21 protein-coding genes are annotated in these 25,700 nt (G+C 44.7%); 7 read left to right on the forward strand and 14 right to left on the reverse strand.

The annotated features are described in order from the left end of the window. Positions 1–9: 9 nt before the first annotated feature. From mazG to djlA, 11 genes are all read right to left on the reverse strand, one after another. On the reverse strand, positions 10–969 hold the full coding sequence (gene mazG, locus Q4561_RS01110; RefSeq protein ID WP_303456787.1) for a nucleoside triphosphate pyrophosphohydrolase: 960 nt from the start codon (positions 967–969) through the stop codon (positions 10–12). Then, entirely contained in the window at positions 947–3,130 is a 2,184-nt protein-coding gene (gene relA, locus Q4561_RS01115) for a GTP diphosphokinase (protein WP_303456790.1), read from the reverse strand. The genes mazG and relA overlap by 23 nt, the downstream gene beginning before the upstream one ends. A 12-nt stretch (positions 3,131–3,142) precedes the next feature. Continuing rightward, positions 3,143–4,564 carry a 23S rRNA (uracil(1939)-C(5))-methyltransferase RlmD gene (gene rlmD, locus Q4561_RS01120; protein ID WP_303456792.1) on the reverse strand — a complete coding sequence of 474 codons (1,422 nt, stop codon included), beginning with the start codon at positions 4,562–4,564 and terminating at the stop codon, positions 3,143–3,145. A gap of 17 nt (positions 4,565–4,581) precedes the next feature. Then, entirely contained in the window at positions 4,582–4,959 is a 378-nt protein-coding gene (gene acpS / locus Q4561_RS01125) for a holo-ACP synthase (protein ID WP_303456793.1), read from the reverse strand. Positions 4,960–5,030: 71 nt separating this feature from the next. Further along, positions 5,031–5,768, reverse strand: a complete 738-nt coding sequence (pdxJ, locus tag Q4561_RS01130) for a pyridoxine 5'-phosphate synthase (protein ID WP_303456795.1) — start codon at positions 5,766–5,768, stop codon at positions 5,031–5,033. A gap of 155 nt (positions 5,769–5,923) precedes the next feature. Continuing rightward, positions 5,924–6,637 carry a DNA repair protein RecO gene (gene recO, locus Q4561_RS01135; protein WP_303456796.1) on the reverse strand — a complete coding sequence of 238 codons (714 nt, stop codon included), beginning with the start codon at positions 6,635–6,637 and terminating at the stop codon, positions 5,924–5,926. Between the two features lie 58 nt (positions 6,638–6,695). Continuing rightward, on the reverse strand, positions 6,696–6,971 hold the full coding sequence (locus tag Q4561_RS01140; protein WP_303456798.1) for a hypothetical protein: 276 nt from the start codon (positions 6,969–6,971) through the stop codon (positions 6,696–6,698). A gap of 82 nt (positions 6,972–7,053) precedes the next feature. After that, complete coding sequence (gene recJ / locus Q4561_RS01145) at positions 7,054–8,775, reverse strand: single-stranded-DNA-specific exonuclease RecJ (RefSeq protein ID WP_303457171.1); 1,722 nt, start codon at positions 8,773–8,775, stop codon at positions 7,054–7,056. Positions 8,776–8,912: 137 nt separating this feature from the next. Further along, positions 8,913–9,635 (reverse strand): bifunctional protein-disulfide isomerase/oxidoreductase DsbC, encoded by a 723-nt coding sequence (gene dsbC / locus Q4561_RS01150; protein WP_303456801.1) that lies wholly within the window; start codon positions 9,633–9,635, stop codon positions 8,913–8,915. A gap of 185 nt (positions 9,636–9,820) precedes the next feature. Further along, complete coding sequence (gene xerD, locus Q4561_RS01155) at positions 9,821–10,738, reverse strand: site-specific tyrosine recombinase XerD (RefSeq protein ID WP_303456803.1); 918 nt, start codon at positions 10,736–10,738, stop codon at positions 9,821–9,823. Continuing rightward, complete coding sequence (djlA, locus tag Q4561_RS01160; RefSeq protein ID WP_303456806.1) at positions 10,738–11,604, reverse strand: co-chaperone DjlA; 867 nt, start codon at positions 11,602–11,604, stop codon at positions 10,738–10,740. The genes xerD and djlA overlap by 1 nt, the downstream gene beginning before the upstream one ends. Positions 11,605–12,070: 466 nt before the next feature. On the opposite strand from djlA, the gene lptD reads away from it, so the two are divergent. The 7 genes from lptD to Q4561_RS01195 all read left to right on the forward strand — a co-directional run bounded on the left by lptD (position 12,071) and on the right by Q4561_RS01195 (position 20,960). After that, complete coding sequence (lptD, locus tag Q4561_RS01165; RefSeq protein WP_303456808.1) at positions 12,071–14,305, forward strand: LPS-assembly protein LptD; 2,235 nt, start codon at positions 12,071–12,073, stop codon at positions 14,303–14,305. Positions 14,306–14,359: 54 nt separating this feature from the next. Continuing rightward, positions 14,360–15,646, forward strand: a complete 1,287-nt coding sequence (gene surA, locus Q4561_RS01170) for a peptidylprolyl isomerase SurA (protein WP_303456810.1) — start codon at positions 14,360–14,362, stop codon at positions 15,644–15,646. A 15-nt stretch (positions 15,647–15,661) separates the two neighbouring features. Further along, positions 15,662–16,645 (forward strand): 4-hydroxythreonine-4-phosphate dehydrogenase PdxA, encoded by a 984-nt coding sequence (gene pdxA, locus Q4561_RS01175; protein ID WP_303456812.1) that lies wholly within the window; start codon positions 15,662–15,664, stop codon positions 16,643–16,645. Then, on the forward strand, positions 16,642–17,469 hold the full coding sequence (rsmA, locus tag Q4561_RS01180; RefSeq protein WP_303456814.1) for a 16S rRNA (adenine(1518)-N(6)/adenine(1519)-N(6))-dimethyltransferase RsmA: 828 nt from the start codon (positions 16,642–16,644) through the stop codon (positions 17,467–17,469). Before pdxA ends, rsmA begins: the two co-directional genes overlap by 4 nt. A 9-nt stretch (positions 17,470–17,478) precedes the next feature. Next, complete coding sequence (gene apaG / locus Q4561_RS01185) at positions 17,479–17,853, forward strand: Co2+/Mg2+ efflux protein ApaG (RefSeq protein WP_303456816.1); 375 nt, start codon at positions 17,479–17,481, stop codon at positions 17,851–17,853. Positions 17,854–17,865: 12 nt separating this feature from the next. After that, complete coding sequence (locus Q4561_RS01190; RefSeq protein ID WP_303456818.1) at positions 17,866–18,681, forward strand: symmetrical bis(5'-nucleosyl)-tetraphosphatase; 816 nt, start codon at positions 17,866–17,868, stop codon at positions 18,679–18,681. 254 nt (positions 18,682–18,935) lie between these two features. Continuing rightward, positions 18,936–20,960, forward strand: a complete 2,025-nt coding sequence (locus Q4561_RS01195; RefSeq protein WP_303456821.1) for a methyl-accepting chemotaxis protein — start codon at positions 18,936–18,938, stop codon at positions 20,958–20,960. Between the two features lie 146 nt (positions 20,961–21,106). Here Q4561_RS01195 and lysC read toward each other — a convergent pair whose 3' ends face one another. The 3 genes from lysC to acnB form a co-directional block, all read right to left on the reverse strand. Beyond that, positions 21,107–22,471 carry a lysine-sensitive aspartokinase 3 gene (gene lysC / locus Q4561_RS01200; RefSeq protein ID WP_303456823.1) on the reverse strand — a complete coding sequence of 455 codons (1,365 nt, stop codon included), beginning with the start codon at positions 22,469–22,471 and terminating at the stop codon, positions 21,107–21,109. Positions 22,472–22,543: 72 nt separating this feature from the next. Continuing rightward, the gene (locus tag Q4561_RS01205) at positions 22,544–22,993 is read right to left on the reverse strand and encodes a DUF192 domain-containing protein (protein ID WP_303456825.1); all 450 of its coding nucleotides are present in this window, start codon (positions 22,991–22,993) and stop codon (positions 22,544–22,546) included. 70 nt (positions 22,994–23,063) lie between these two features. Continuing rightward, complete coding sequence (gene acnB, locus Q4561_RS01210; RefSeq protein WP_303456828.1) at positions 23,064–25,676, reverse strand: bifunctional aconitate hydratase 2/2-methylisocitrate dehydratase; 2,613 nt, start codon at positions 25,674–25,676, stop codon at positions 23,064–23,066. Positions 25,677–25,700 lie beyond the last annotated feature (24 nt).

The raw sequence follows: 25,700 nt of genomic DNA on the forward strand, positions 1-25,700 counted from the left end.
AGCCCAGCGCTACGGTTTAGCAGTAATAACTTTCGCTTGCTGCCATAGCGCTTCCATCTCATCGAGCGTCATATTTATCAAAGGTGAGCCTACACTCTCGGGCTCGCCGCTTTTCATAAATAGTTCATCAGCAGCAACCGTTTCGTGGGCTGAGGCTGTTTTAAAAGCCAAAGACTCGACCACTTTAAAGCGTTTAGCAAATTTATTACTGGCATTGCGAAGCGCTGTATCAGCATCTACTTTACAGTGCCTTGCCAAATTAACCATAGCAAACAATGCATCGCCAATTTCTTCCTCTAAGGCTTGCTGATTCAGAGTGTCGGCATCAAGCTCTTGTTGAATCTCTTCAACTTCTTCTCGCACTTTATCTAGAACAGGCGCAACTTCTGGCCAATCAAAACCAACCTTTGCACAGGCCTTTTGAAGCTTTTGGGCATACATTAATGCAGGCATGCCTACTGGCACATCATCAAGAAGGCTGGAGAAAACCGGTTTACTGCCTTTATTGGTCGATGTGGCTCCTAAATTTTGCTTTGAAGCTTGTTGCCTTAAATTCTCTTGCTTTAACGCTTTCTCTTGCGCTTTTATCCTGTCCCACTGTGCAGTTAAACCTTCTTCACTGCTTGGCTGGGAAGAAGAGTCACCAAATACATGAGGATGACGGCGGGTCATTTTGTCGCTGATACTTTTCGCTACATCGTTAAAGGTGAAAGTGCCCTCTTCCTCAGCAATGCGGGAATAAAACACCACCTGAAACAGCAGGTCACCCAGCTCGTCACGAATATCTGAAGGCTCACCTTTCGCGATAGCATCAGCCACTTCGTAGGCTTCTTCGATGGTATAACGGGTTAGGCTTTCCATGGTTTGCTGAACATCCCACGGGCAACCAGACTCTGGATCTCGAAGCTTCGCCATAATTTCTTGAAGTCGTTTTACCTCAGGCAACTCAGAATTGTTTGCGTTTTGCATCGGTAATGCCTTTTAACTGACGTAGTCGTGCAAGCACTTTTGATAAGGTGTCGAGGTCTTGTACTTCGATTGAAATGGTAATTAGCGCTGTTTGCCTGTGTTTATCACTTAAACTATTCACACCCAGTAATGGCACATTTTCATTCGCGAGCACGGTAGTAATATCACGCAATAAACCTGTTCTATCGTGACAGAAAATATCAACTGACGTTTCAAACCCGACTTTAAGCTCTTGTGACCAATTCACCTCAATTTGGCGTTCTGGGTGCTGCTGCAGTAAATGCTGCAACTGATCGCAGCTTTCTTTGTGTACGCTCACCCCGCGACCTTGGGTGATATACCCCATAATCGGCTCACCGGGTACCGGTTTACAGCAATTAGCTAGCTGGCTCATTAAGTGGCCAACCCCTTGTACAACAACTGCATCTTTCTTGCCTGCGCCCTTAGCACTGCGTTTAGTTTTCACTTTAGGGCTAATTTCTGGCTCTTCCGGCTCAGGCTCTTGTAGGAAGTGAATGTAGTTGATGACTTGCATCACCCTTACATCCCCTGTGCCTATTGCAGCATACAAGTCTTCTACGCAGTGGCCGTTAAACTTCTCGTACACTTCATTGGCTATTTTAGTCGGCAAATGAGCTCGGTGTAATTCACGCTCTAGTAGCTCTTTACCTGCGGCTAGGTTTTTATCCCGATCTTGCTTTTTAAAGTACGAATGAATGGTGGCGCGGGCACGAGATGAATGCACGTACCCCAAACCAGGGTGCATCCAATCGCGGCTAGGGTTAAGCTCTTTGCCTGTTAGCACTTCCACTTGATCGCCGCTATGCAGCTGATAAGTAAAAGGAACAATTCGCCCATTAGCTTTCGCCCCGATACAGCGATGCCCTACGTTACTGTGAATATAGTAAGCAAAATCGAGGGGCGTAGCGCCTTGAGGTAAGTCGATAACATCGCCCTTCGGAGTAAACACATACACGCGATCATCAAACACCTGACTGCGCAGCTCTTCCACCATGTCACCAGACTCGGCCACTTCTTCCTGCCACGCTAATATGCGGCGAAGCCAGTTGATGCGTTCATCGTAGCCCGACTGTTTGCCCGTACTGCCTTCTTTGTATTTCCAATGCGCCGCTACGCCGAGTTCGGCGTCTTGATGCATTTTGTGTGTACGAATTTGAATCTCTACCGACTTACCTTCAGGCCCCACAATGACCGTATGAATAGACTGATAACCATTAGATTTAGGGGTCGCGATGTAATCGTCAAATTCGTTAGGTAAATGCTTGTAGCTGGCGTGAACCGTACCAAGTGCGGCATAGCAATCTTGTAAACGTTCAGCGATAACCCGCACGGCACGTATATCGAAAAGTTGTTCGAAGGTAAGGCGTTTTTTCTGCATTTTTTTCCAAATGCTGAAAATATGTTTTGGCCTACCGTACACATCGGCGCGAATGTTTTCGCTATTCATTAATGATTGAAGATCATCAACAATGCCGTCGATATACTCAGCTCTCTCTCGACGTTTACCATCGAGCTGTTTGGCGATTTGTTTGTAGGTGACAGGGTGTAAATAGCGAAAGGCTAAATCTTCCAATTCCCATTTAAGCTGACCAATCCCTAAACGGTTAGCCAAAGGGGCATAAATGCTGGCACATTCACGAGCCACCATAACCCGCGTTTCTTCATCGGCTTTTTTAGCCTGCTGCAGAGCACAAATACGTTCTGCCATTTTGATAACAACAGCACGAACATCTTCAACCATGGCAAGCAACATACGACGAATACTGTCTATGTGTTGCTCATCAGATTTTTCATTGAACAGAGAACCGTTTACTTTTCTTGCGTGCAAGGTTTTGATGGCGTCCATACGCCTTACACCCACGACTAAGTCACGAATTTCACTATCAAACTCTTGTTCAATATCAGCTTCGGTTAAACAATGTTGTTCACAGTAGGGAAAGACCAATGCCGCCTGCAAGGTGACATCGTCCATATTTAACTGACAGAGTATCTCGACCATTTCTTGGCCGACGAGAAGGCGCTCTGGCATAGAAGACACACTGCGAAGTTTGTCTTTGGTTTCTTCACTTAAATCGAGGCTGTCTAGCCACACCTCAAAAGGAGGTCTATCGGCTGCATGCACTTTTCTTGTTGTCACCATAACCGCTGCTCGCTATTGCTGTTGGCGTGTAAATAGCGCCATCGTTTCCATATGATGGGTAAAGGGGAACATTTCAATCACACCCGCCTTTTGCATTTGATAACCTCCATCTATCAGTACACGCGCATCCCGCGAAAAAGTGTTCGGGTTGCAAGAAACATACACTATCGTATTGGGTGTTGCTCGAACCAGTGCATGACAAACCGTCAATGCACCTTCACGAGACGGGTCAAGCAAGACTTTGTCGAACCCACCCGCTAACGCTTTATCTACTGATTTTTCGTCAGCCAAGTCGAGCTGCATCCAATCCACATTAGTTATGCCCTGTTCGAGGGCGTTGCTTTTAGCGCGCTGCACCATTTCAGCAACACCTTCTACCGCGCTTACCTTGGCGCCGCTGTGGGCAATGGGTAAGGTAAAATTACCTAAACCACTAAACCAGTCAGCTATTCGCTCACCGGGTTTAGGGGCTAACCATGCCACAGCCTGAGCCACCATTTTAGAATTAACTTCTGCATTAACCTGCACAAAGTCGTTCGGACCAGGTTGCAGATAGAAGCCGTCTACTGTGTTACAAGTAATTGGCGCTATTTCATGCAAATGAGTAAATTTGCCATTACCGTCTTCGATTGTCATATTCACGTTTTGTTCCACAGCAAACTGGGAAAGCGACGTAATAAAATCGTTGGCTAATGAACGAGTATGTTTAACGGTAACTTGGACCGTATTTTCACCAGCCAATAAGCTGATGTGGCCAATAAGGCGAGCGCTGGCAAAGCCTGAAATAGCAGATTTAAGCGGTGAGATAAGCTGGCTTAGTGATTCCACTAAGACCGGGCAGTCATCGATAGTGACTATATTTTTACCTGCACTTTCTCTAAACCCGAGCTTAATTTTATCTGGGTTTCTTGCATCTATTGCTAGGCGGGCTTTGCGGCGATACTGGGGTTTATCGCCACTTAAGGGCGCTTGCCATGCTTCATCGCTACAACCTAGCTTCCGCTGAAACAAACTTTTAAGGGCATCGTCTCGAAGCGCTAAAGCCTCATTGGGCTCAACATGCTGTAACTGACAACCACCGCACTGATTTGCTACCACACAAAATGGCTTTTGGCGATACTCTGATGGCGTATTCACTTTGGCAACTTTCGCATTAACGATTTGCTTGTTACTTGAAAGCGCTTTTATCTGTACGGTTTCTCCAGGCAAGGCTCCATCAACAAAGTATAAGGTTTCACCTCGGGCAACGCCCTGCCCTTGCCAATCCATACTGTCTATTGTTATGGCATCATTAGCAGCATTAATCTCATCAACCGAAGGCCATGATTGTTTGGTTTTTACAATGTGCTGCTTTTCACCCGAGCCTGAACCGCGAACTCGCCCTTTCACATTGCCTTTGTTTTTGCCCTTGCTGGGTTTATAAAATATGGCCACGTTGTGCTCCCGTTACGTTAATTTTCAAGAATAACGGTAGCAACCGCATAGTGTATTTCATCAGATATGCTTATTACGCTAGAGGTAATAGCTCGCTGCTTGCAACGCAGGGCAAATTCGCCAGAAAAGTGAAGCTCTGGCGCGCCAAGGTCGTTGTTACGCACTTCAATATGCTGCCAACTGACACCATTACCAATACCCGTACCTAACGCTTTTACGGCAGCCTCTTTAGCCGCAAAACGCTTAGCTAAATAGCGTACCGGCTCATTACTAGCAATGTACAAGTTAAGTTCGTAAGGCGTGAGCACGCGTTTGGCAAGGCGCGCTGTGGTCGCATCGCTCTTATTCAAACGTGCAATTTCAATAATGTCTGTGCCTAGTCCAGCAATGGCCACAAGGTATTCTCTTTTTGTTTTTAGCGTTGATGAGCTATTTTACTTTTTAAACGAATGAAGCCGACGTGAAGTTAAATGCCGCTTCTAGCTTCTAACATGAGTTTTCGCATATCAGCTACCGCAGTCGCTAAGCCATCAAACGCCGCTCTTGCGATAATCGCATGGCCAATATTCAGTTCTATAAGTTGTGGTATAGCCGCTATCGGTTTCACGTTATGGTAATGCAACCCATGACCGGCATTCACTTTTAGCCCTAGTTTATCGGCATATTCAATGCCTTCTACTAATCGGGCTAACTCTTCTTCAAGCTCTGCTTCATTGGTTGCTTCAGCATACTGGCCTGTGTGAATTTCTATGTAAGGCGCACCGCACTCAACCGCTGCATCTATTTGTTTTTTGTCTGCATCGATAAATAAAGATACTAAAATGTTCGCTGCCGCTAAACGCTCACAGGCTTGTTTCATTACGGTTAAATTACCCGCTACGTCTAGCCCACCTTCAGTGGTTAGCTCTTCACGCTTTTCGGGCACTAAACAACAAAACACCGGTTTCACTTCTTCGGCAATAGAGAGCATTTCATCGGTAACTGCCATTTCTAAGTTTAGGCGAGTATTAATGGTTTGCGCCAAAATGCGTACATCTCTGTCTTTTATATGGCGGCGATCTTCACGTAAATGCACAGTAATACCGTCGGCTCCCGCGCGCTCTGCAACATCAGCTGCATGCACAGGATCGGGGTAGTTAGTGCCGCGAGCATTTCGAAGTGTGGCAATGTGATCGATGTTAACGCCAAGAAGAAGTGTACTCATTAACAGATACCTATAGTAGAACGGGCTTTTGGCAATCGGCGCTTCTTCGAAGAATCTCTGATTGCCTGTCTAAAATTGATTGAGCGCTATTGTAACAAACTTTCGCGCTATCACATGGCAAAAAGCGTGATTAAATATGCGTAACACTTATCATTTTAATGCTTTCTAATTACAAACAATTCTCTACTTTTTAGCGGTTTATCGCCAATAAGCGGCTTGAGCAAATCACGGCATAGCAATTTGGCCACTCGTTTACTTATAGGCGTAAATTCCCCTTCTGCTAGGGCAAGTAGTGCACTGCCCGGCAAGCCCTTGCTAGTGTAGCCATTTGGCACATCATCCGGTAAAGCGCAAAAGCCAAATTCAGGCTGCAGTACATAGTGTTTTTCGGCCTCAATGGGCATTTCATATTCTACATCCTGAGTAAAATCAGGTAGTAGCCCCATTTCATCTAGAAGCGATAACTCAAATTTTCGTAGCGTAATTTCTATATCATCATCGCCGAACAACGACGTTAGCGCTTGCTCGTAAGCCTCATAAACCGCATCACTGGCTAGGCCCGCAGGCATAATTCGATTGGTAAGTTCATTGAGGTACATGGCACAAAATAGCGGTGTGCCCGCTAAATTAATGGATGGCGCGGTACTCTCTACCTGCCGCAAGTTTTTTAAATCAGATTTACCGGCAAGCTGAAGTTTGAGGGCTTGAAAAGGTTGGAGAAGACTCTTTTTATCCGATTTACTATTACGTACGCCTTTCGCTACAGCGCTTACCTTGCCTTGCTCTAAGGTGAAAAAATCAACAATATAACTGGTTTCCCGATAGGCTCGGCGGTGCAACACAAAAGCAGTCAACCAGTCGTTATTCATTCATTTTCCATTATTTAAAGCAGCGTTCATATTAAGGATGGCTAGCAGTTGCAGCAGCTTAGCTTCGTTTGATACGTACCACTTTCATGGTTTCAAACTCAATGCCCGCCACCTCTTCTACCTGTCGGTAGTAAGTGATATTGACCCGCGCCCCTTTTAAGTTTTGGTACAGCTTTTTTCGGCGATAGATAAAGGGCACATCAATACCTTCTAACATTACGGTGTTGCGCACCCAATCATCTTCTTCGCGCTGAACGTGAGAGACTACCTTCATATTATCAGACTGATTCAACTGACCATGCTTGCTGATTAATTTGTCAGTCTCAGATTTCATGTTATTTACCTTGCACCATTTTGTTTTTGAATGTTTAGGCTCTCGCGTTTTGTCTTTATGCGCTTTCTAGCTGTTTTTTAATCTATGCGCTTTCTAGCTGTTCAATAATAAGCTGTACAGACTCTTGGCCGCGAAATACATTTACATCTAATCGGTAGACAATGCGTACCTGTTTTACCATGGCATTTGGCCACGCTTTAATATCGATGTTAAAGGCAATGGCATCTACTTCGCCCACTGAAGGCTCTCGCAATACCAGCTTTAAGTGTTTTTCACCCACAAGTCGTTGTTGCACTATTTGAAACTCACCATCAAAGAGTGGCGACTCAAAGCCCTGCCCAAAAGGCCCTGCTTGCCTAAGCAAATGGGCAAAAGATAAAGACAACTCTTGTCCCGTTAAGCTGCCGTCAGACAGTAGTACTTGGTTACCGTCTAGTTTATCCACATGCTGCTTAGCAATGTCGATGAAGGCCTTTTCGAATGCTGCTAAATTAGCAACCGGTAAACTCAAACCGGCTGCCATTGCATGGCCCCCAAATTTATCAATAATGCCAGGGAAGCGAGTATTCACTTCATCGAGTACATCACGAATATGCACCCCAGGAATAGAACGGGCTGAGCCTTTAATTGTAGCATCATCTTGATGAGCAAAAGCGATAACCGGCTTTAAATACTGTTCTTTTAAGCGCCCCGCCACAATACCAATTACCCCTTGGTGGAAATCGGCTTGATACACCACCAATGCGGCAGGTATATCACCTTCAGCTAAGGTCATTTTTTCTAGCACTTGTTCAGCTTGCGCTTTCATTCCGGTTTCTATTTCACGACGTTCGCGGTTTAACGCATCAAGCTCCGAGGCTATCATGCGAGCTTGCATGGTATCGTCTTCTAACAAGCAGGCTATGCCTTGAGACATATCATCTAATCTGCCGGCTGCGTTTAAGCGAGGGCCAATAACAAACCCTAAATCGGTTGAAGTAAGATGAGCACAATCTCGATTTGCCACTTCAACCAAGGCTTTAATACCCGGCCTGCATTTACCTGCTCGAATGCGTTGTAAGCCTTGATGTACCAAAATTCGGTTGTTTTTATCTAATACCACCACATCGGCTACCGTGCCCACGGCTACAATGTCTAGCAGCGACGCTAGATTAGGCGCTTGAATAGTCTTTTCAGTAAACCAGTTTCGCTGTTGTAGTTCGGTTTTAAGCGCTAGCATGATGTAAAACGCCACGCCTACCCCAGCTAAGTTTTTAGAAGGGAAAGTACAGCCAGGCTGATTGGGGTTCACAATAGCATCGGCGGGAGGAAGCTCGTCACCCGGTAAGTGGTGATCGGTAACAATAACCTCTATGCCCAATGCTTTTGCATGTGTCACACCTTCAATACAAGCAATGCCGTTATCTACCGTAATTATAACGTCAGCGCCTCGCTGCTTGGCAATATCCACAATAGGTACGCTAAGGCCATAACCAAAATCGAAACGATTTGGCACCAAATAATCAACCTTATTAAACCCCATCATGTGCAATGCGTGAATACACACCGCAATACTGGTCGCGCCATCGGCGTCGAAATCGCCGACGATAATAAGCGACTTATCCTGCTCAATGGTGTCAGCCAGAATGCTCGCCGCTGCGGCCATACCCTTTAGCTCATTAAAGTGGGTAAGGCCTTTCAGGCCATTTTCTAATTCGCTAACATCTTGTACGTTTCTGCCGCGATAAATCCGGTCTATTACAGGGTGCAAAGCAGAAGCAAGAGGGGCGTCACCAGTTTCACGGCGCACTACAGGCAATATCATCGACATTCATCACTACGGTTAATTAGAGGGTAATGATACCCAAGGGAATGAGGTAGGTAAAATGAGAACATAAAAAAACGCACCTAGCATAAGCATTAACTTTTGCTATGGTGCGTTTTTAAAAATTGAATTTGACGCTATTCGGCTTGTTCAATAGCCTGTGCAATCATGCCAGCAGGTTGGTAACCTGGAATGAGCGAGCCATCAGGTAATACGATATTAGGCGTACCATTTACACCTAGTTTTTGCCCTAACAAATATTGCTCTGCAACCTTGTTAGCACATTGAGCGGTTGCAACATCGTTACCCGCCTTCGCGTCAGTTAATGCTTTTTGCGGGTTCGCTGCACACCATACCGACACCATGTCTTTATAATTTTGGCTATCTAAACCAGCACGAGGAAAGGCCAAGTAGTTTACCGTAATACCCATGTCGTTTAAGTCGCCCACTTCTTTATGAAGCTTGCGGCAATAGCCACAGGTAATGTCGGTGAAAACATTGATTACATGCTTTTCATTTTTAGCTTTAAACGTAATGGCTGATGACTCCATTTCATTCACGCCTTCAACGCGAAGTGTAGAATACGCCACTTCGGTTTCATTACGCATGCCTTCATCGATGTTCAGAATTCGGGCTTGGACTAAGTACTTACCATCTTCACTTACGTAGAAAAACCCGCGGTTAGTCGATACTTGTACCAAACCTGGAATAGGCGAGTCAGCAAGAGATTCAACATCCAGTCCCAGCATGTTAGTCAGCTTGTTTTTAATTGCCGCTTCATCTGCAGCGTTTGCCATGCTAGCGAACAGGCTCGTGGTGAATACCATTGCAACTAATAAGCTAAATTTTACTACTTTCACTATATTTACTCCGACAGCAACCTTGCTTTCAAAATACTAAAAAAGAGATTCTAAATAAGACCCGATATGACTGAGAAAAATTCCCAGCAATATTTATAAAATAGCGACACTTAGAAGATTCATAAGGTAATGCTATCACACCCGACTTTGCGTGACACTGACGTTTGCCTCACCAATTGGTGGCGTTATCCCCGAGGGTGATGACTGTGAATTAAGGTTTGTAAGCGCTCAGTAGCGACATGGGTATATATTTGAGTCGTTGAAAGGTCGCTATGCCCCAACAACATTTGCACTACCCGTAAATCCGCGCCATGGTTGAGTAAATGGGTGGCAAAGGCATGGCGTAACGTATGCGGAGACAAGTGCTGGTCTATATTCGCCTTAACAGCATAGTATTTTATGCGATGCCAAAAGGTTTGCCGCGTCATTTTTTGACCACGTTTACTCAAATACACATAGTCAGATTGCTTGGTGGCCAGCACAGGGCGGGCAGTTTTTATATAGGTTAGTAGCCATTCAATGGCGTCTTCACCCAGTGGCACTAACCTGTCTTTGTTGCCTTTACCAGTAACTCGAACCACGCCTTGCTGCAAGCTTACCTCGCTCATTTGTAAACCGATAAGCTCACTTACCCGCAATCCTGTTGCATAAAGCACTTCGAGCATGCTTTTGTCTCGGCACTCTATAGGGTCTTCCACAAGAGGCGCAGCTAATAAGTCTTCTACCTGACGTTCACTTAAGGAAGAAGGTAAAGATTTAGGTAATTTGGGGTTCGATAAGGAAGATATAGGATTATCTACCCGTATTTGCTTACCAATTAAATACGTATAAAAAGCCCGCAGCGCACTCATTGCACGTTGGGTGCTGCGTGCTGAAAGGCCTTTATCGTGGCGGTAAGCTAAGTAGTCTTGCATCATTTCGGTGGTAAGTACCGCAATGTCTTTAATGCCTTGGTTATTACAAAAGATAGCCAGTTTAGTTAAATCTGTGCGATAGCTTTGCTGAGTGTGATCAGATAACCCTTTCTCGAGCCACAGCATTTCTATAAAGCCATCGATATGTGCCTGACTAGTAGCAGGCACATAAGTAAGCTCACGCGCCATTAAAAGTCACGCTTTTGCTTGATAAGCTCGTAAGCAGATTGAATATCTTGGGTCTTTTTCTTGGCCATTTCCATGGCTTGTTCAGGCAAACCTTTTGATACGAGTTTATCAGGGTGGTGCTCAGACATACGTTTCCTATAAGCCCGTTTAATGGTTTTTTCGTCATCTGATGCACTAACCCCTAAAATACGATACGCATCATCAAGAGATTGTTTTTCGGTGTAGGCGCTTTGCTGAGAAGAACGCTGCTGGCCATGGGCGCCTTGACCTCCTCTCCCGCCTTGTCCGCCTCGCTGCCTAAAGCGTATTTCAGCTTCAAACATGGAAATAAGGTAATCAAGATCACGGCGTCTAAAGCCTAGCGGCTTCGCCACCTTTTCTAAAACCACATACTCTTCTTGCGTTAACTTGCCATCGGCAAATGCCGCTTGAATCAAAATCTCCAAGAAAACTTGCAATATGTCTCGCCGACCATGACTGGCCTCGTACAACCCTTTTAACGTGTCGGTGATAGGAAAGTCTCTGGCTTTACCTTCACGGAATGCTTCTTGTGCTTCTTTACGTGCATCACCGGTTAACTTCATGTCATCCATGAGCGCGGTAGCAATTTGAATTTCTCGGCTAGTGACTTTGCCATCAGATTTCGCTAAATGACCCAGCGCCGAGAACAAGCTATGAAAGAAAACCGCTTGTTGCTTCATACTATTTTGATCGGTAAAGAAACGGCCGAACCCACCGAGCTGATTAAAGTCTCGGCTGTAAGCCTTATCAAAGAAATGCCCTACAATTAACCCTAAAACAGCACCGGGGATTTTTAAAAACATAAACCCAAAAAGTACACCAAGGATTTTTCCCCACACAGCCATGTCAGCATTCTCCTGTAATCTTTAGCGCTTAATACGATGATGATGTTTGCACGATGGCAAGGTTTGAAATTGATATAGCGGAGCCAACAAATACACTCATTTAAACACTGATAAGTGCTCTAATTTTAGCTATAACAAACAACATAAGCATAAGAAGTTGGTATAGCTTGACGCTTTTCAACCTAAACGCGGACTTATTTCGTCTATTCGATGATTAACTTTTTATGCGATAAGCCAATAAATATGCGTCAAATCACCCTTTAGATAAAGAGAAATACGATTTTTTTAATCCAATGGTTGGTAAATACTACAGAAGTGCTTAGAATTGACGGCTAATTACATTGCGTTAACTGCCAACGTTACTAGGTTGGCGTATTATTAACTCTATGCAGAACTATACGTGAGCCTGAAGGTCACAAGATTATAGTGTAAGCAACGAATAACAAAACAGGCCATTCACCACCGCATGAAAAAGACCTGCGCCATGCTTGTTTCCGCGACATTGTCTACTCACGTCGCGTTTGCACAGGAAGCTAATCCAGAATCAGTCTCACCGCTCGCCTTCTGCTCGGTAGAGCCCATTGTCTTCAAAAGTTCGGCACTTATGCCGAAGGGGCACGTGAAGGTTGAAGCCAACCGTACTGAAATTATTGAAAACAAAGTTGCGCTATTTTCAGGTAATGTCGACATTACCTCTGACAGCGCCATCATTAGCGCGTCTCAAGCGCAAGTCAATGGCAATGGTGAAGACGTACTTGCAAAAGGTGATGTGCATTTTCGTGATGCGCAACTAAGCGTAGAGAGCGATGCGGTATCGCTGCGTTCAAAAGAAGAACGCCTGGAAATGCAAAATACCCGGTATCAACTCACAGGCTTTGTTGGCCAAGGTGCTGCTGAGGATATCTTGGTTGATACCAACGAAGGTATCGTTCTACAAGAAGTAAGCTTTACTACTTGCCCGGAAGGTCATGAAGACTGGATGATTCGGGCAAGTGAAATTAGTATCGAAAAGGGCACGGCTTGGGGTAAAGCAAAACACACCCGCTTTTATATTGCTGATGTACCTGTTTTCTATTTACCTTACTTTGCATTTCCCGTTAGTAACGAACGCCAAACCGGTTTGTTGTTCCCAGAGTTAACCAGTTCTAGTAGCACAGGGGTAGATTACACCCAACCATTCTATTGGAATATTGCGCCTAACTTTGACATGACTATTTCGCCAAGGGTAATGACCCAGCGCGGCGTGCAACTTAATACTGAGTTTCGTTACTTAACCGAGAAAAGTGAAGGTACGGCTTACGTTGAGTATTTGCCGAGCGATAGCGACATTGACGGCTCGCCGGATCGTTATTTTTACCGTTTACAACATCAAGGCCAGCTTAATGAAAATTGGGTTTTAGGGGTTGATTTTAACGGGTTGAGCGATAACAACTATGTGGTTGATTTAGGCTCTGATTATTATAGCAGCGCTGATACTCACCTTTATCGTACCGTTAGCTTGGGTTATTACACCCGAGACCTAACGGTGAATATGCAAATTAAAGATTTCGAAATTCTGGGTGATACCGCCGATAGCTATCGTGCCTTACCAGAAGTTAAAATTGACTACCGTACGCCTTTTGGCCGCTACTTCGAGTTTAGTGTGAATTCAGAGTTAGCTTATTTCGATAACACCTCTGACTCTGCCCCAACGGCAACGCGCTTTCATGTAGCGCCTACGCTGGCAATGCCTTTTCGTGCTGCTTGGGGTGAATTTGTTGCTGAAACCACGGTTTTACAAACGGTTTATAAGCAAGAAAATATTCAAGATACTGACTTAAGAGAAAATGTAGAGCGTACTTTAGGTCAAGCTCGGTTATTCGGCGCGCTATATTTCGAGAAAGACTCTTCATGGTTTGGTGAAAACAGTGCGATGACCTTAGAGCCTAAAGTCCAGTATCTATATACTTCTTATGAAGACCAAACCCATATTGGCCAATACGACTCAACGCCCCTTCTAACCGATGTTGAAGGATTATTTCGAGGGCAAGAATTTACCGGTTTAGACAGAATATCAGACAACAACCAAGTTACCCTTGGTGTTACCAGTCGAATATTGGATAAAAACAATAGGGAACAATTTGTACTTAGCTTGGGTCAGATATTCTACCTTGAAGATAACAAGGTCATTGCCGCGACTAAGAATCAGGACCGTTCGGCGCTGGCAGCCGAGATGGACTGGCGGTTTAACCAAAACTGGTATGCCCATTCTGATATTCAAGTTACCACAGACACCGACAAAGTTGATTTAAGCAGTGTGGGCATAGAGTATCGAAAAGATGCCAAAAGATTTATTCAGTTAAGTCATCGATACGTTCGTGATTTAAGTGGCGAAACCATCGACCAAGTGGGAATATCAGCAAGTTGGCCGATTGCCGAAAATTGGCAATGGGTAGGAAGAACCTATCGTGACCTTGAGCGCGACCGTAGTATTGAAACCTATGCAGGTATTCAGTATGAATCGTGTTGTTGGGCAATACGATTAGTGGCAGAAAGAAGTTTAAGTAACCGCTACGACTCATCGGGAGAACAATCTACCGACGAATTCGATACCGGAGTGTCATTACAATTTATTTTCAAAGGTATCGGCACGTCTGGTACACAAAGAAGCATGCTAGAAGATGGCTTGTTTGGCTATCGTCAGCCATATAGTTTAAATTAATCCGTTGTAACGCTGGGAGTAGCCCTGCGTTAAGCATTAACCAATAATAAAAGAGTGAGTATGAAGTTCATAATCCGGGCCTTGTTAGTCAGTGCAGTGTTGTCGTTTAGCAGCTACGCGCAAGAAGTAATGCTTGACCGCGTAGCGGTTATAGTCGATCAGGGTGTTGTACTTCAAAGTGAAGTCGATGCACTCATGAACGATGTAAAACGAAACGCAGAGGCAAATGGGCAAGACCTTCCTTCTGACCGCGCATTGCGTACTCAGGCCATCGAGCGTTTAATCACTAAGAGCCTTCAGATGCAAATGGCTCAAAGAATGGGTATCCAAATTAGTGATCCACAGCTTGAACAAACTATTGCGAACATTGCTGCGAATCAAAACACTACCGTTGAAGAATTACGCAGACAACTTCGCTTAGAAGGTATTCCTTATGAGGATTACCGAGAAGATATTCGTGAAGAAATTATCATGGGTGAAGTACGTCGTGCGAATGTTCGCCGCCGTGTTTACATCACCGATCAAGAAAGAGAGACCCTGATTGAGCTTATGGAGCAACAAGGAGCAGAACAAGAAGAGTACCGTTTAGGCCACATTCTTATTGGCTTCCCTTCCGATCCATCTGATGATCAAATTAGCGCATCCCGCGAACGTGCAGACAAAGTACTTTCTTTATTAAACTCTGGGTCAGATTTTGCTAAAATAGCTATAGCCTCATCATCGGGTAACGAAGCGTTAGAAGGTGGTGACATGGGTTGGTTGAACATTAACGGCATGCCGACCCTATTTGCTGAGGCAATTCAGGGCAAAGCTAAAGACGAATTAGTCGGCCCTATCCGAAGCGGTGCTGGTTTTCACATCCTGAAAGTATTAGATACTCGTGGTATTGAGAAAATCACCGTTGAGGAAGTTAGCTCTCGCCACATTCTTGTGAAACCTTCAATTATTCTTAGTGAAGACAAAGCAAGAGAAATGCTAGTTAAGTTCAGAACCCAACTTGAAGCGGGTGAAGCTGATTTTGCAGAACTAGCTAAAGAATATTCTGAAGACCCTGGTTCAGCCCTTAAAGGTGGTGAGCTTGGTTGGTCAGACCCAAACAATTACGTACCTGCTTTTAAAGACGCCCTTGCGCAATTATCAGCCGGTGAATACAGTGACCCAGTACGCTCAGTACATGGTTGGCACTTAATCCAGTTAATCGATAGACGTGTAGATGACGCCACCGAGCGCCGCAAAGAAGACAAAGCGCACCAGCTTATTTTCAATAGAAAGTTTGCAGAAGAAACCGAAAACTGGTTACGTGAAATGCGCGACGCTGCCTACATCGAAGTTGTCGAGTAATATATAGAAGCATAAATGACACCGATAAAAATTGCAGTAACACCAGGTGAACCCGCCGGTATTGGGCCAGATTTGATCATAAAGCTGGCCCAAGAATCTTGGCAAGCCCAGTTAGTGGTATTCGCCGATGGCGAGATACTTAAAACCAGAGCAAAAGCACTTGGTTTACCGCTTACCCTTCTTCCTTATGAAGCATCAAACCCGCAGGTTCAGCCCGCGGGTTCGCTGTTTATTAAGCAAATTGATAAAGCCACTGATGTGGTTCCAGGTAAGCTAGATAGCGATAATGGGCTGTATGTAGTAGAGACCCTTCGCCAAGCCTGTCAGGCCAACATGGAAGGCGATTTTCATGCTGTGGTAACGGGTCCTGTACATAAAGGCATTATTAACCAAGCCGGTGTGTCTTTTAGTGGCCATACCGAGTTCTTCGCTTATCAGTCTAATACCATTGATGTGGTTATGTTATTGGCAACTGAAGGCTTGAATGTCGCATTAGCGACTACCCATATTCCTTTAGAGTATGTCTCTCGCGCCATCACGAAAGAACGCCTTCATAAAGTGCTGCATATTATCAATACCGACTTCAAACTGAAGTTTGGTGTACGTAATCCGCATATTTTCGTTTGTGGTCTTAACCCGCATGCGGGGGAAGATGGGCATATTGGTACTGAAGAAATTCAAACCATTATTCCGGCGCTAAATGAGTTACGAGAAGAAGGTTTGAATATTACTGGTCCTCTTCCTGCTGACACTATATTTCAACCGAAGTATCTGGAAGAAGCAGATGTGGTACTTGCTATGTACCACGACCAAGGGCTTCCCGTGCTAAAATACAAAGGGTTTGGTGCATCGGTAAACATTACCCTTGGCCTTCCCTTTATTAGAACATCCGTCGATCACGGTACTGCATTAGATTTAGCAGGCCTTGGTAATGCCGATCCCGGCAGTTTCAGAAAAGCATTGGAAAAAGCCATTGAGCTTGCACATCATCAACAATGAGTAAAACACATTTAGGCCACACGGCCAGAAAACGCTTCGGACAAAACTTCCTACACGACGATTATGTGATTGGACAAATCGTGTCGGCCATTAATCCGCAACACGAGCAAAACTTGGTTGAAATTGGCCCTGGTTTAGGCGCATTAACCGACCCTGTTTGCGATGAAGTTGAAGCACTTACTGTTATCGAGCTTGACCGCGATTTAGCCAAGCGTTTGCGAGAGCACCCTTTTAACGGCAGCAAGCTTACGGTTATTGAACAAGACGCCATGACCATGGATTTCACTGAGCTGGCTAAAACCATGCCAGTGAAAGACAAGGGTCTACGGGTTTTTGGTAACTTGCCGTATAACATTTCAACGCCGCTTATGTTTCATTTGTTTTCTCACGCGGCGTGCGTAGATGACATGCATTTTATGCTTCAAAAAGAAGTGGTGAACCGTTTAGCAGCAGGTCATGGTTCTAAAAGCTATGGCCGATTATCAGTAATGGCACAATATTACTGTAAAATTATGCCAGTATTGAATGTACCACCCGGTGCCTTTAAGCCACCACCGAAGGTTGATTCTGCGGTAGTACGACTGATTCCACATAAAACCCCGCCGGTTGATGTAGTATCTGTGGCAACACTAGAGCGAGTATGTGCACAAGCGTTCAATCAGCGCCGTAAAACCATACGAAACTCGTTGAAAGAAAGCCTTACTGAAGCACAAATCAGCGCGCTGGGTATAAACCCAACCGTTAGAGCCGAAGTACTATCCTTACAGGATTTTGCGACAATCGCGAATGCAGTATCAGCGTTAGAAGAAGCACAAGAAAATTAAAGTTAGCTTATGAATGAGTCTGAAATTAAGGTGCGGGTGAAAACCCGCCATCTGCCCGAGCATCTCCCCTCTGATTCGCCACAATTTGCGTTCGCTTATCACGTGACCATTGTGAATGACAGCCAAGAAACAGTACAACTGATTAATCGATACTGGCAAATTACCGATGCGAACGGAAAAACATCAGAAGTCAGTGGCTCAGGGGTTGTGGGCAAACAACCCATATTGAAACCCGGGGAAGATTTTGACTACACCAGTGGTGCAGTACTTGATACCCCGGTGGGAAATATGCAAGGATATTATGAAATGGAACGTGAAAACGGAGAGCGCTTTCGTGTTCCAATCGATGTATTCCGGTTGGCGGTTCCCAATATTCTTCACTGATATTTGAGATTTATGTCCTATCGTAACACCTATGTAGTGGGTGATATTCAAGGCTGTTATGGCGGTCTACAACAGTTACTGGAAAAAGCGAAGTTCGACGCTGATAAAGATAAACTTTATGCGGTTGGGGACTTGGTGGCCAGAGGCGAAGACTCGTTAGGCACTTTACGATTCTTAAAGAGTTTAGGCAGTAGTTTTGAAACTGTTTTAGGCAATCATGATCTTCATTTATTGGCGGTGGCGAATAAGGTTCGCAAACCTAAAAAAGCTGACAATATTCAACCTTTACTTGATGCTCCCGACCTTCCTGAACTACTAGATTGGCTCCGCCAATTCCCCTTGGCAAAAAAAATCAGTGCAAAACATACTATTGTACACGCGGGGCTTTACCCTCATTGGAGCACCGATACTCTAGTTAGCCTTAGCGGCGAAGTTAGTAAGCAATTACAATCGAAGCACTATACTGACTTATTAAACAACATGTATGGCAACTCGCCCACGACATGGTCTGAAAAGCTTAAAGGCGTATCACGCACCCGCTTTATTGTAAACGCGTGCACTAGGATGCGTTTTCTACACAATGACGGCAGCTTAGAGTTCGATACAAAAACCCACCCTTCACAAGCACCAAAATCGGTGAAGCCATGGTTTAAAGTTGCGAATCCCAACCTTACTGAGCATGAACACGTGTTGTTCGGCCACTGGGCTGCCTTAAATAGCGAAACACAAGATAGCCGATTTGTTGCGCTAGATACGGGTTATGTATGGGGACAAGAATTAACTATGCTCGATATCGATTCAAATAAGCTTATTAAAGTTCATGCATAAAAGTACATAAATAAAGTACTCATATAAAAAGTGTGAGTCGTTTAGCCAGCCACCCAAATCTCAAACTCCTGAACTTTATTAGTTAACTAAATAGCTTAGCTGCCGATATGCTGAATATGTACGAGCATCTATACTTGTTTTACAGTCCTTGTTACGCATTTTAATACCTTTATTGGCTCAATAGAGGTGTATTTTGGGTGGTCTGCGGGGTAGTATCGTCCCGCAAGAGAATAATAAATAGTCTAGGAGTTTCAATGAAGATTACAGTAGCCACTCGCGTTATCGGCGGGTTTGTCGCAATCACCTGTCTGCTGATTATCATTAGCGTAGTCTCGCTGTTTAACCTTAATTCTATTGGTGCGGCCACCGAAGAAGTTAACGATGTAGCACTTCCTACAGTAGCGGGGAGCAATGCGCTAAAAGCCAACTTCCTAAATATGGGCAGATTGACCTTCGAAGCCTACATTGAAGAGAGCTTATCTGGACTACAAGAAAAACGCACAGCATTCAATCAAAGCCGAGATATGTTTGAAGCCGAGTATAAAAAGCTTGCTACTGCGGTTGCTAATGAACCTGAACTTCAAAGCAAATTAAATACCGTACGCGCTTCCTACGACAGCTATATTAAAAACGTTGAAGCCGTTTATTCGAACCATCAGAAATTTATGGATCTTCGAAACACCATCGACGACCGTTTAGGTGATGCAGAAGACAACGCTGACGACGCTTCTACTTACTTACTAGACTTTTCTGACCTTGATGCGGTGCAAGGAGATGCAAATCTTAGACGAGCTGCTGACATTGGTAGCCAACTAGAAACCTCGTTACTGTCTCTACTTACTGTTTCTTACGAATATGTAAAAACCGAAACCCTCATTCGCTCACAAACCCTAGGTAACGAAGTGAACTTGGTGGTAGACAAAGTGGCCACCTTGCTAAGCGATATGGGTCAGGCAGCTGGACAACGAGATCAGTCTGGCACTTTAGATGATATTAATGAACTGGTGAATGAAGCACTTAACGCAATAACTGCTAACAATGGCGTAATGGCATTGCATGTAGAAAGACTAGAACGCAGAAATGATTCAGAAGCGGCGCTAAATGCATCGGATAAGAACATTGCAAATGGTATTGTCGAGCTTGAACAGCTGCTCGCCCTTGCCGATGCAAAAGCGAAAGATGTAGAGAACCAAGTTAACGGCGCTATCACGTCGGGCAATGTCATCATTATCGCGGTTGTCATATTTTCAATTTTGATAGCGGCGGTTATTGGCTATGTCACAGTAAGAGCCATTACACGCCCGCTTTACCGCGTAAACGAATTACTTACAGTGGCCTCTTCTGGCGACTTAACTCACCGTTTAGACGACTCAGCAGAAGATGAGTTTGGCCTGTTGGCTAAAAACTGTAATAACCTAATTGGTAACCTCAAAGAGTTAATCTCTGGTATTAATACCCGTGCTGAACAACTTGCTGCAGCATCAGAGCAAACTTCGGCGGTTACCGCACAAACTACTCATTCAATCCAAGATCAAAAATCACAAATTGGCCAAGTGGCAACAGCGACTACAGAAATGCACTCAACCTCGCAATTGGTAGTGCAAAACGCTGAAGATACGCTGAGCCAAATTCGCCATGCTGATGCAGAGGCTGAAAATGTACGTCAAATTTCGCTTGAGAATAAACGTATTATCGAAATTCTAGCTAAAGACGTTCAAGACGCTGCAGATGTTATTAACAAACTTCATCAAGACAGTGCCAGTATCGGTGGCATTCTTGATGTTATTCGCGGTGTTGCGGATCAAACCAATCTACTAGCCTTAAATGCTGCCATTGAAGCTGCACGTGCGGGTGAGCAAGGTAGAGGCTTTGCGGTAGTTGCTGATGAAGTACGTACGCTAGCGAGCCGAACGCAACAGTCTACGCAAGAAATTAACGCTATGATTGAAGTACTTCAAGCGGGTGCTGAACGTGCTGTATCGGTAATGAATCAAGGTAAAGAGCAAACTGTAGCCTGTGTAGAGCAAACAGAAAAAGCCACGTTGGCGCTAGATATTATTTCTGATGCCGTACATAAAGCCCATGATGTTAGCTCTCAGATTGAACAATCAGCCCGTGAGCAAAACACCGTTTCGCAAGAGATTAGTGAGAAACTTGAGACTATTGTAAACATCGCGGAAGAAACTACGTCGGGTGCACAGCAAACCTCTGATTCAAGCCATGAAGTGGCAAGGCTTGCAGAAGAGTTACAGCAATCTATTCGTCAGTTTAAGGTGTAATTGTAGAGTTGAAACAACTACTTGGTTCAATCTGAAAAATAAAAAGGGAAGGTGTTTAACCTTCCCTTTTTTTATGCTTTTTTGAACTGTTTTAGTAACTAATCAAATAGCTAATTAATTAACCAAGTGAGCAATGAGTAGCTCTACTATTCAAAAAGCGCTTTATGTAAGTCCTGAACAATTTTATCGCTGTCAGTCTGGTTCACTAAAAACGACAAGTTGTGCGGGTTCGCACCAAAACAAATCATGCGTAAGTTGAAATCGGATACCGCAGCAAAAATCTTGCTAGACACACCAATCGCCGTTTGCATGTGGTTACCTACCACAGTAACTAAGTCGTAACCGTTCTCTACTTTCACATCACAAATAGTTTCAAGTTCTGCAATGGTTTCTTTGTTTAACCGTTGTGCCACTGAATTAGCCGGATTGTCTAAGGTAAACGACACCGAGATTTCTGATGTCGTTACCAAATCCACACTTAGCTTGTGCTTCGCGATAATAGCAAAAACCTGCTGTAGGAAGCCCTGTGCGTACATCATCTTAGGCGTTTTCACCGTCACCATAACTTGGTCTTTACGGCGAGTGATGGCGCGATAAGGAGGCTCTTCAACACAATCACGTACAATCCAAGTACCGCCTTTTTCTGGCTCTTTACTTGAACCTACAAACACTTTGATATTTTTACGAAGTGCAGGTTCCATAGTAGCGGGATGAAGCACCTTAGCACCAAAGGTCGCCATTTCAGCCGCTTCTTCAAAGCTAAGTTCTGGTAACGGGCGAGCAGCTGCAGTAATACGTGGATCGGTAGTATAAACTCCAATCACATCGGTCCATATTTCACAGGCATCGGCGTCTAAGGCTTCAGCAATAAGCGCAGCGGTAAAGTCAGAACCACCACGACCTAATGTGGTAGTGCGACCTTCATCATCAGCACCCACAAACCCTTGCGTTACCACAATAGCATTTTCAATTTCAGGGGCCAGCAACTGCTTTGCCAAGGCTTCTATAGTGTCAATTTGTGGTACTGCTTCACCAAACTCACTGTCGGTGCGCAATACTTTACGTACGTCAAAGTTCATGGTTGTTACATTTTTTTCAGCCACTTTTTGCTCAGCCAAAACAGCACTAAACATCAGTGAAGACATACGTTCACCCATAGAAAGCAACTGGTCTTTTAAGTCGTTTCTATGCAAAATTTCTTCATGGAAGGCAAGAGAACGCATCTCTTCCAGCAAATCGTTTAGTTTAGATTCAACCGTACTTTTATCAGCAAGCTTGTTGAGAATGGCAATTTCAATATCAACAATAGACTGGCAGGTTGATTCTATTTGCTCTTGGGTAAGTGGGCTGTGCGCCAAATTCACAAGGTGGTTTGTCACCCCTGCTGATGCACTGACTACCACAATGCGAGTCGCACTGTTTGAGGCAACAATACGCGCGCAGTTTTGCATCACTTCATAGTTCGCAACACTGGTTCCGCCGAACTTGGCGATGGTTAAAGCATTTGCCACGATTTTACTCCGAATTTCCTTTACCGAGCATGTTGCTCGATACTGACCGGCGAATAGATCATTCGCACCGGTTTAACGATTAATTTCTATCTGGTCACCCACACTTATATTGTGTGAAGCGAACCACCCTTGGTTCATTTCTAGCGCGTAGAGTACCTCTTTAGTTGCCTGCACAGACGTTAGGTCGTGAGGCTCTAGAGGTTTTATATCTGTAATTACGCCATTTCTGTCGATATAGGCGACATCTAAAGCAACATTCGTATTCTTCATCCACATACTGGCGTATCTTGACGATGCAAACTTAAACAACATTCCACAATCATCACACAGTGATTTTCTGAACATTAACCCTTGGGCGCGTTGATCAAAAGAATGTGCGTATTCCATTTGGTAAAGTTTGCCATCAATTTTTATCGATATTTGGTCAAACTCTACGCTAGGCTCCATCTGTGCATTGGCATTTAAAGCGCCATATCCTAGAAGCACAAAAAGCGCGATTGCAATGAAAGTAGTTTTAGCCATTAGACATTCCTTTTACCCATAAAAAAAGCCGGACACTTACGGTGCCCGGCTTTGTAGTTTATACACTAAATCAGGCAACATTCAACGTTGGAATGATATTGGCCTTCGCCTCTTCTTCTGCCTTCTTAAAACTTGGCATTTTATCAAAGTTTAAGTAGCGGAATACTTCAGACGACATGGAGTTAATTTTACTCGCATATTCCATGTATTCTTCTGCCGTAGGAATACGGCCAACGATAGCGCCTACCGCCGCCAATTCAGCCGATGTGAGGTATACATTCGCCCCATCACCTAAACGGTTAGGGAAGTTACGAGTTGAAGTAGATAATACTGTGGTGCCTGCATCTACACGAGCTTGGTTACCCATACACAGTGAACAACCTGGCATTTCAGTACGAACGCCTACCCTGCCATAAATATTGTAGTAGCCTTCTTCCATTAACTGAGCCTTATCCATTTTCGTCGGTGGCGACATCCACAAACGGGTAGGTAAGGTTTTATTAAACTGCTCAAGTAACTTACCTGCAGCACGGAAGTGGCCAATATTTGTCATACACGAACCAATGAAGACTTCGTCTACGTTTTCACCGGCTACGTCTGATAAGGTTTTCGCATCATCAGGGTCGTTGGGGCAACACACAATAGGCTCTTTAATATCGTTGAGGTCTATCTCGATAATTTCTTTGTACTCAGCATCTGCATCGGCGCGCATAAGTTCAGGATTAGCCAACCACTCTTCCATCTTTTGAGCACGGCGCTCAAGGGTACGTGGGTCGCCGTAACCTTCGTTAATCATCCAACGAAGCATAGTGATGTTTGAGTTTAGGTATTCAGCAATAGACTCTTCTGAAAGGTTAATACTACAGCCCGCCGCTGAACGCTCTGCCGATGCGTCAGACAATTCAAATGCTTGCTCTACCGTTAGGTGCTCAAGCCCTTCAATTTCTAGTACGCGACCAGAGAACGCATTAATCTTGCCTTTCTTCTCTACGGTGAGTAAGCCTTGCTTAATACCGTATAACGGAATGGCGTGTACTAGGTCACGCAGGGTAATGCCTGGCTGCATTTCGCCCTTAAATCGAACCAGAATAGATTCAGGCATATCAAGGGGCATGACACCGGTAGCGGCAGCAAACGCGACTAAGCCAGAACCTGCAGGGAACGAAATACCCAGTGGGAAACGGGTATGTGAGTCGCCACCTGTACCTACCGTGTCTGGCAATAGCATGCGATTTAACCAGCTGTGAATGATGCCGTCGCCTGGGCGAAGGGATACACCACCTCGGTTCATCATGAAATCTGGCAAAGTGTGCTGTGTTTCAATATCAACGGGCTTAGGATAGGCCGCGGTGTGACAGAAAGACTGCATGGTTAAGTCGGCTGTGAAACCAAGGCAGGCTAAATCTTTCAGCTCGTCTCGCGTCATAGGACCTGTGGTATCTTGCGAGCCCACAGTGGTCATTTTAGGTTCGCAATAGGTGCCCGGGCGAATACCTTCAACGCCACACGCTTTACCTACCATTTTTTGGGCAAGAGTATAGCCTTTGCCGGTATCGACAGGTTGCTCTGGGGTGCGGAACAAATCTGTTGCGCCTAAACCTAATGTTTCTCGTGCTTTTTCAGTTAACGCGCGGCCAATAATAAGGTTGATTCGTCCACCAGCGCGTACTTCATCTAAAATCACTTTAGATTTATAGTCGTATTCAGCTAATACTTCGCCGGTTTCATGATTGGTGATTTTGCCTTCAAACGGGTAGATGTCGATAACATCGCCCATATTCATTTTTTCTACATCGGCTTCAAATACTAAGGCGCCGGCATCTTCCATCGTATTGAAGAAAATGGGTGCCACTTTGCTACCAATACATACACCGCCGCCGCGTTTATTAGGTACGCCGGGTAAGTCTTCACCAAAGAACCACAATACGGAGTTAGTTGCTGATTTACGTGATGAACCAGTCCCTACCACATCACCTACAAAGGCAACGGGATAACCTTGGTTTTTCACATCTTCAATTTGTTGCATTGGGCCTTTAACGCCATGCTCTTCTGGCTCTAAGCCATCACGGGTCATTTTATAAGCCGCTAAAGCGTGAAGGGGAATATCAGGGCGCGACCATGCATCAGGTGCTGGCGATAAATCATCGGTATTGGTTTCACCGGTCACTTTAAATACTGAGTATGTGATTTTGTCGTCCATTAATTTACGCGACGTAAACCACTCACCCTCTGCCCACGACGTAATAATGTCTGTGGCAAATTCATTTCCGGCTTTATGTTTTTCTTCAACATCATGGTAGGCGTCAAACATAAGCAGGGTGTGCTTAAGTTCTTTAGCCGCGAGGGGCGCTAGGTTTTCATCGTCGAGAAGCTCAACCAATGTCACGATGTTGTATCCACCATGCATATTGCCTAGAAGTTCAACGGCCTTTTCTTTTGAGATTAACGAGCAGCTGTCGTCACCTTTTACGATAGCGCTTAGGAAACCCGCCTTTACATAAGCGGCCTCATCAACGCCCGGAGGAACGCGTTCAGACAATAATTCTAATAGGTTGTCTGCTTCACCTTCTGGTGGATTCTTAATTAACTCAACCAAGCCTGCTACCTGTTCAGCATTTAGCGGCTTAGGAGGGATCCCTTCAACAGCACGTTCTTCTACATGTTTGCGATAGTCTTGTAACACGATGTCTTCCTCTTGATGTCGCTT

It is taken from the genome of Alteromonas sp. 1_MG-2023, from assembly GCF_030547075.1.
Lineage (GTDB): Bacteria > Pseudomonadota > Gammaproteobacteria > Enterobacterales > Alteromonadaceae > Alteromonas.

Coding starts and splice junctions, on each gene's coding strand:
- Q4561_RS01205 (WP_303456825.1), bottom strand. CDS start 22,993: ATGGCTAAAACTACTTTCATTGCAATCGCGCTTTTTGTGCTTCTAGGA.
- relA (WP_303456790.1), bottom strand. CDS start 3,130: ATGGTGACAACAAGAAAAGTGCATGCAGCCGATAGACCTCCTTTTGAG.
- pdxA (WP_303456812.1), top strand. CDS start 15,662: ATGACACCGATAAAAATTGCAGTAACACCAGGTGAACCCGCCGGTATT.
- Q4561_RS01190 (WP_303456818.1), top strand. CDS start 17,866: ATGTCCTATCGTAACACCTATGTAGTGGGTGATATTCAAGGCTGTTAT.
- Q4561_RS01195 (WP_303456821.1), top strand. CDS start 18,936: ATGAAGATTACAGTAGCCACTCGCGTTATCGGCGGGTTTGTCGCAATC.
- rsmA (WP_303456814.1), top strand. CDS start 16,642: ATGAGTAAAACACATTTAGGCCACACGGCCAGAAAACGCTTCGGACAA.
- apaG (WP_303456816.1), top strand. CDS start 17,479: ATGAATGAGTCTGAAATTAAGGTGCGGGTGAAAACCCGCCATCTGCCC.
- recJ (WP_303457171.1), bottom strand. CDS start 8,775: ATGATATTGCCTGTAGTGCGCCGTGAAACTGGTGACGCCCCTCTTGCT.
- pdxJ (WP_303456795.1), bottom strand. CDS start 5,768: ATGAGTACACTTCTTCTTGGCGTTAACATCGATCACATTGCCACACTT.
- mazG (WP_303456787.1), bottom strand. CDS start 969: ATGCAAAACGCAAACAATTCTGAGTTGCCTGAGGTAAAACGACTTCAA.
- Q4561_RS01140 (WP_303456798.1), bottom strand. CDS start 6,971: ATGAAATCTGAGACTGACAAATTAATCAGCAAGCATGGTCAGTTGAAT.
- recO (WP_303456796.1), bottom strand. CDS start 6,637: ATGAATAACGACTGGTTGACTGCTTTTGTGTTGCACCGCCGAGCCTAT.
- lptD (WP_303456808.1), top strand. CDS start 12,071: ATGAAAAAGACCTGCGCCATGCTTGTTTCCGCGACATTGTCTACTCAC.
- xerD (WP_303456803.1), bottom strand. CDS start 10,738: ATGGCGCGTGAGCTTACTTATGTGCCTGCTACTAGTCAGGCACATATC.
- djlA (WP_303456806.1), bottom strand. CDS start 11,604: ATGGCTGTGTGGGGAAAAATCCTTGGTGTACTTTTTGGGTTTATGTTT.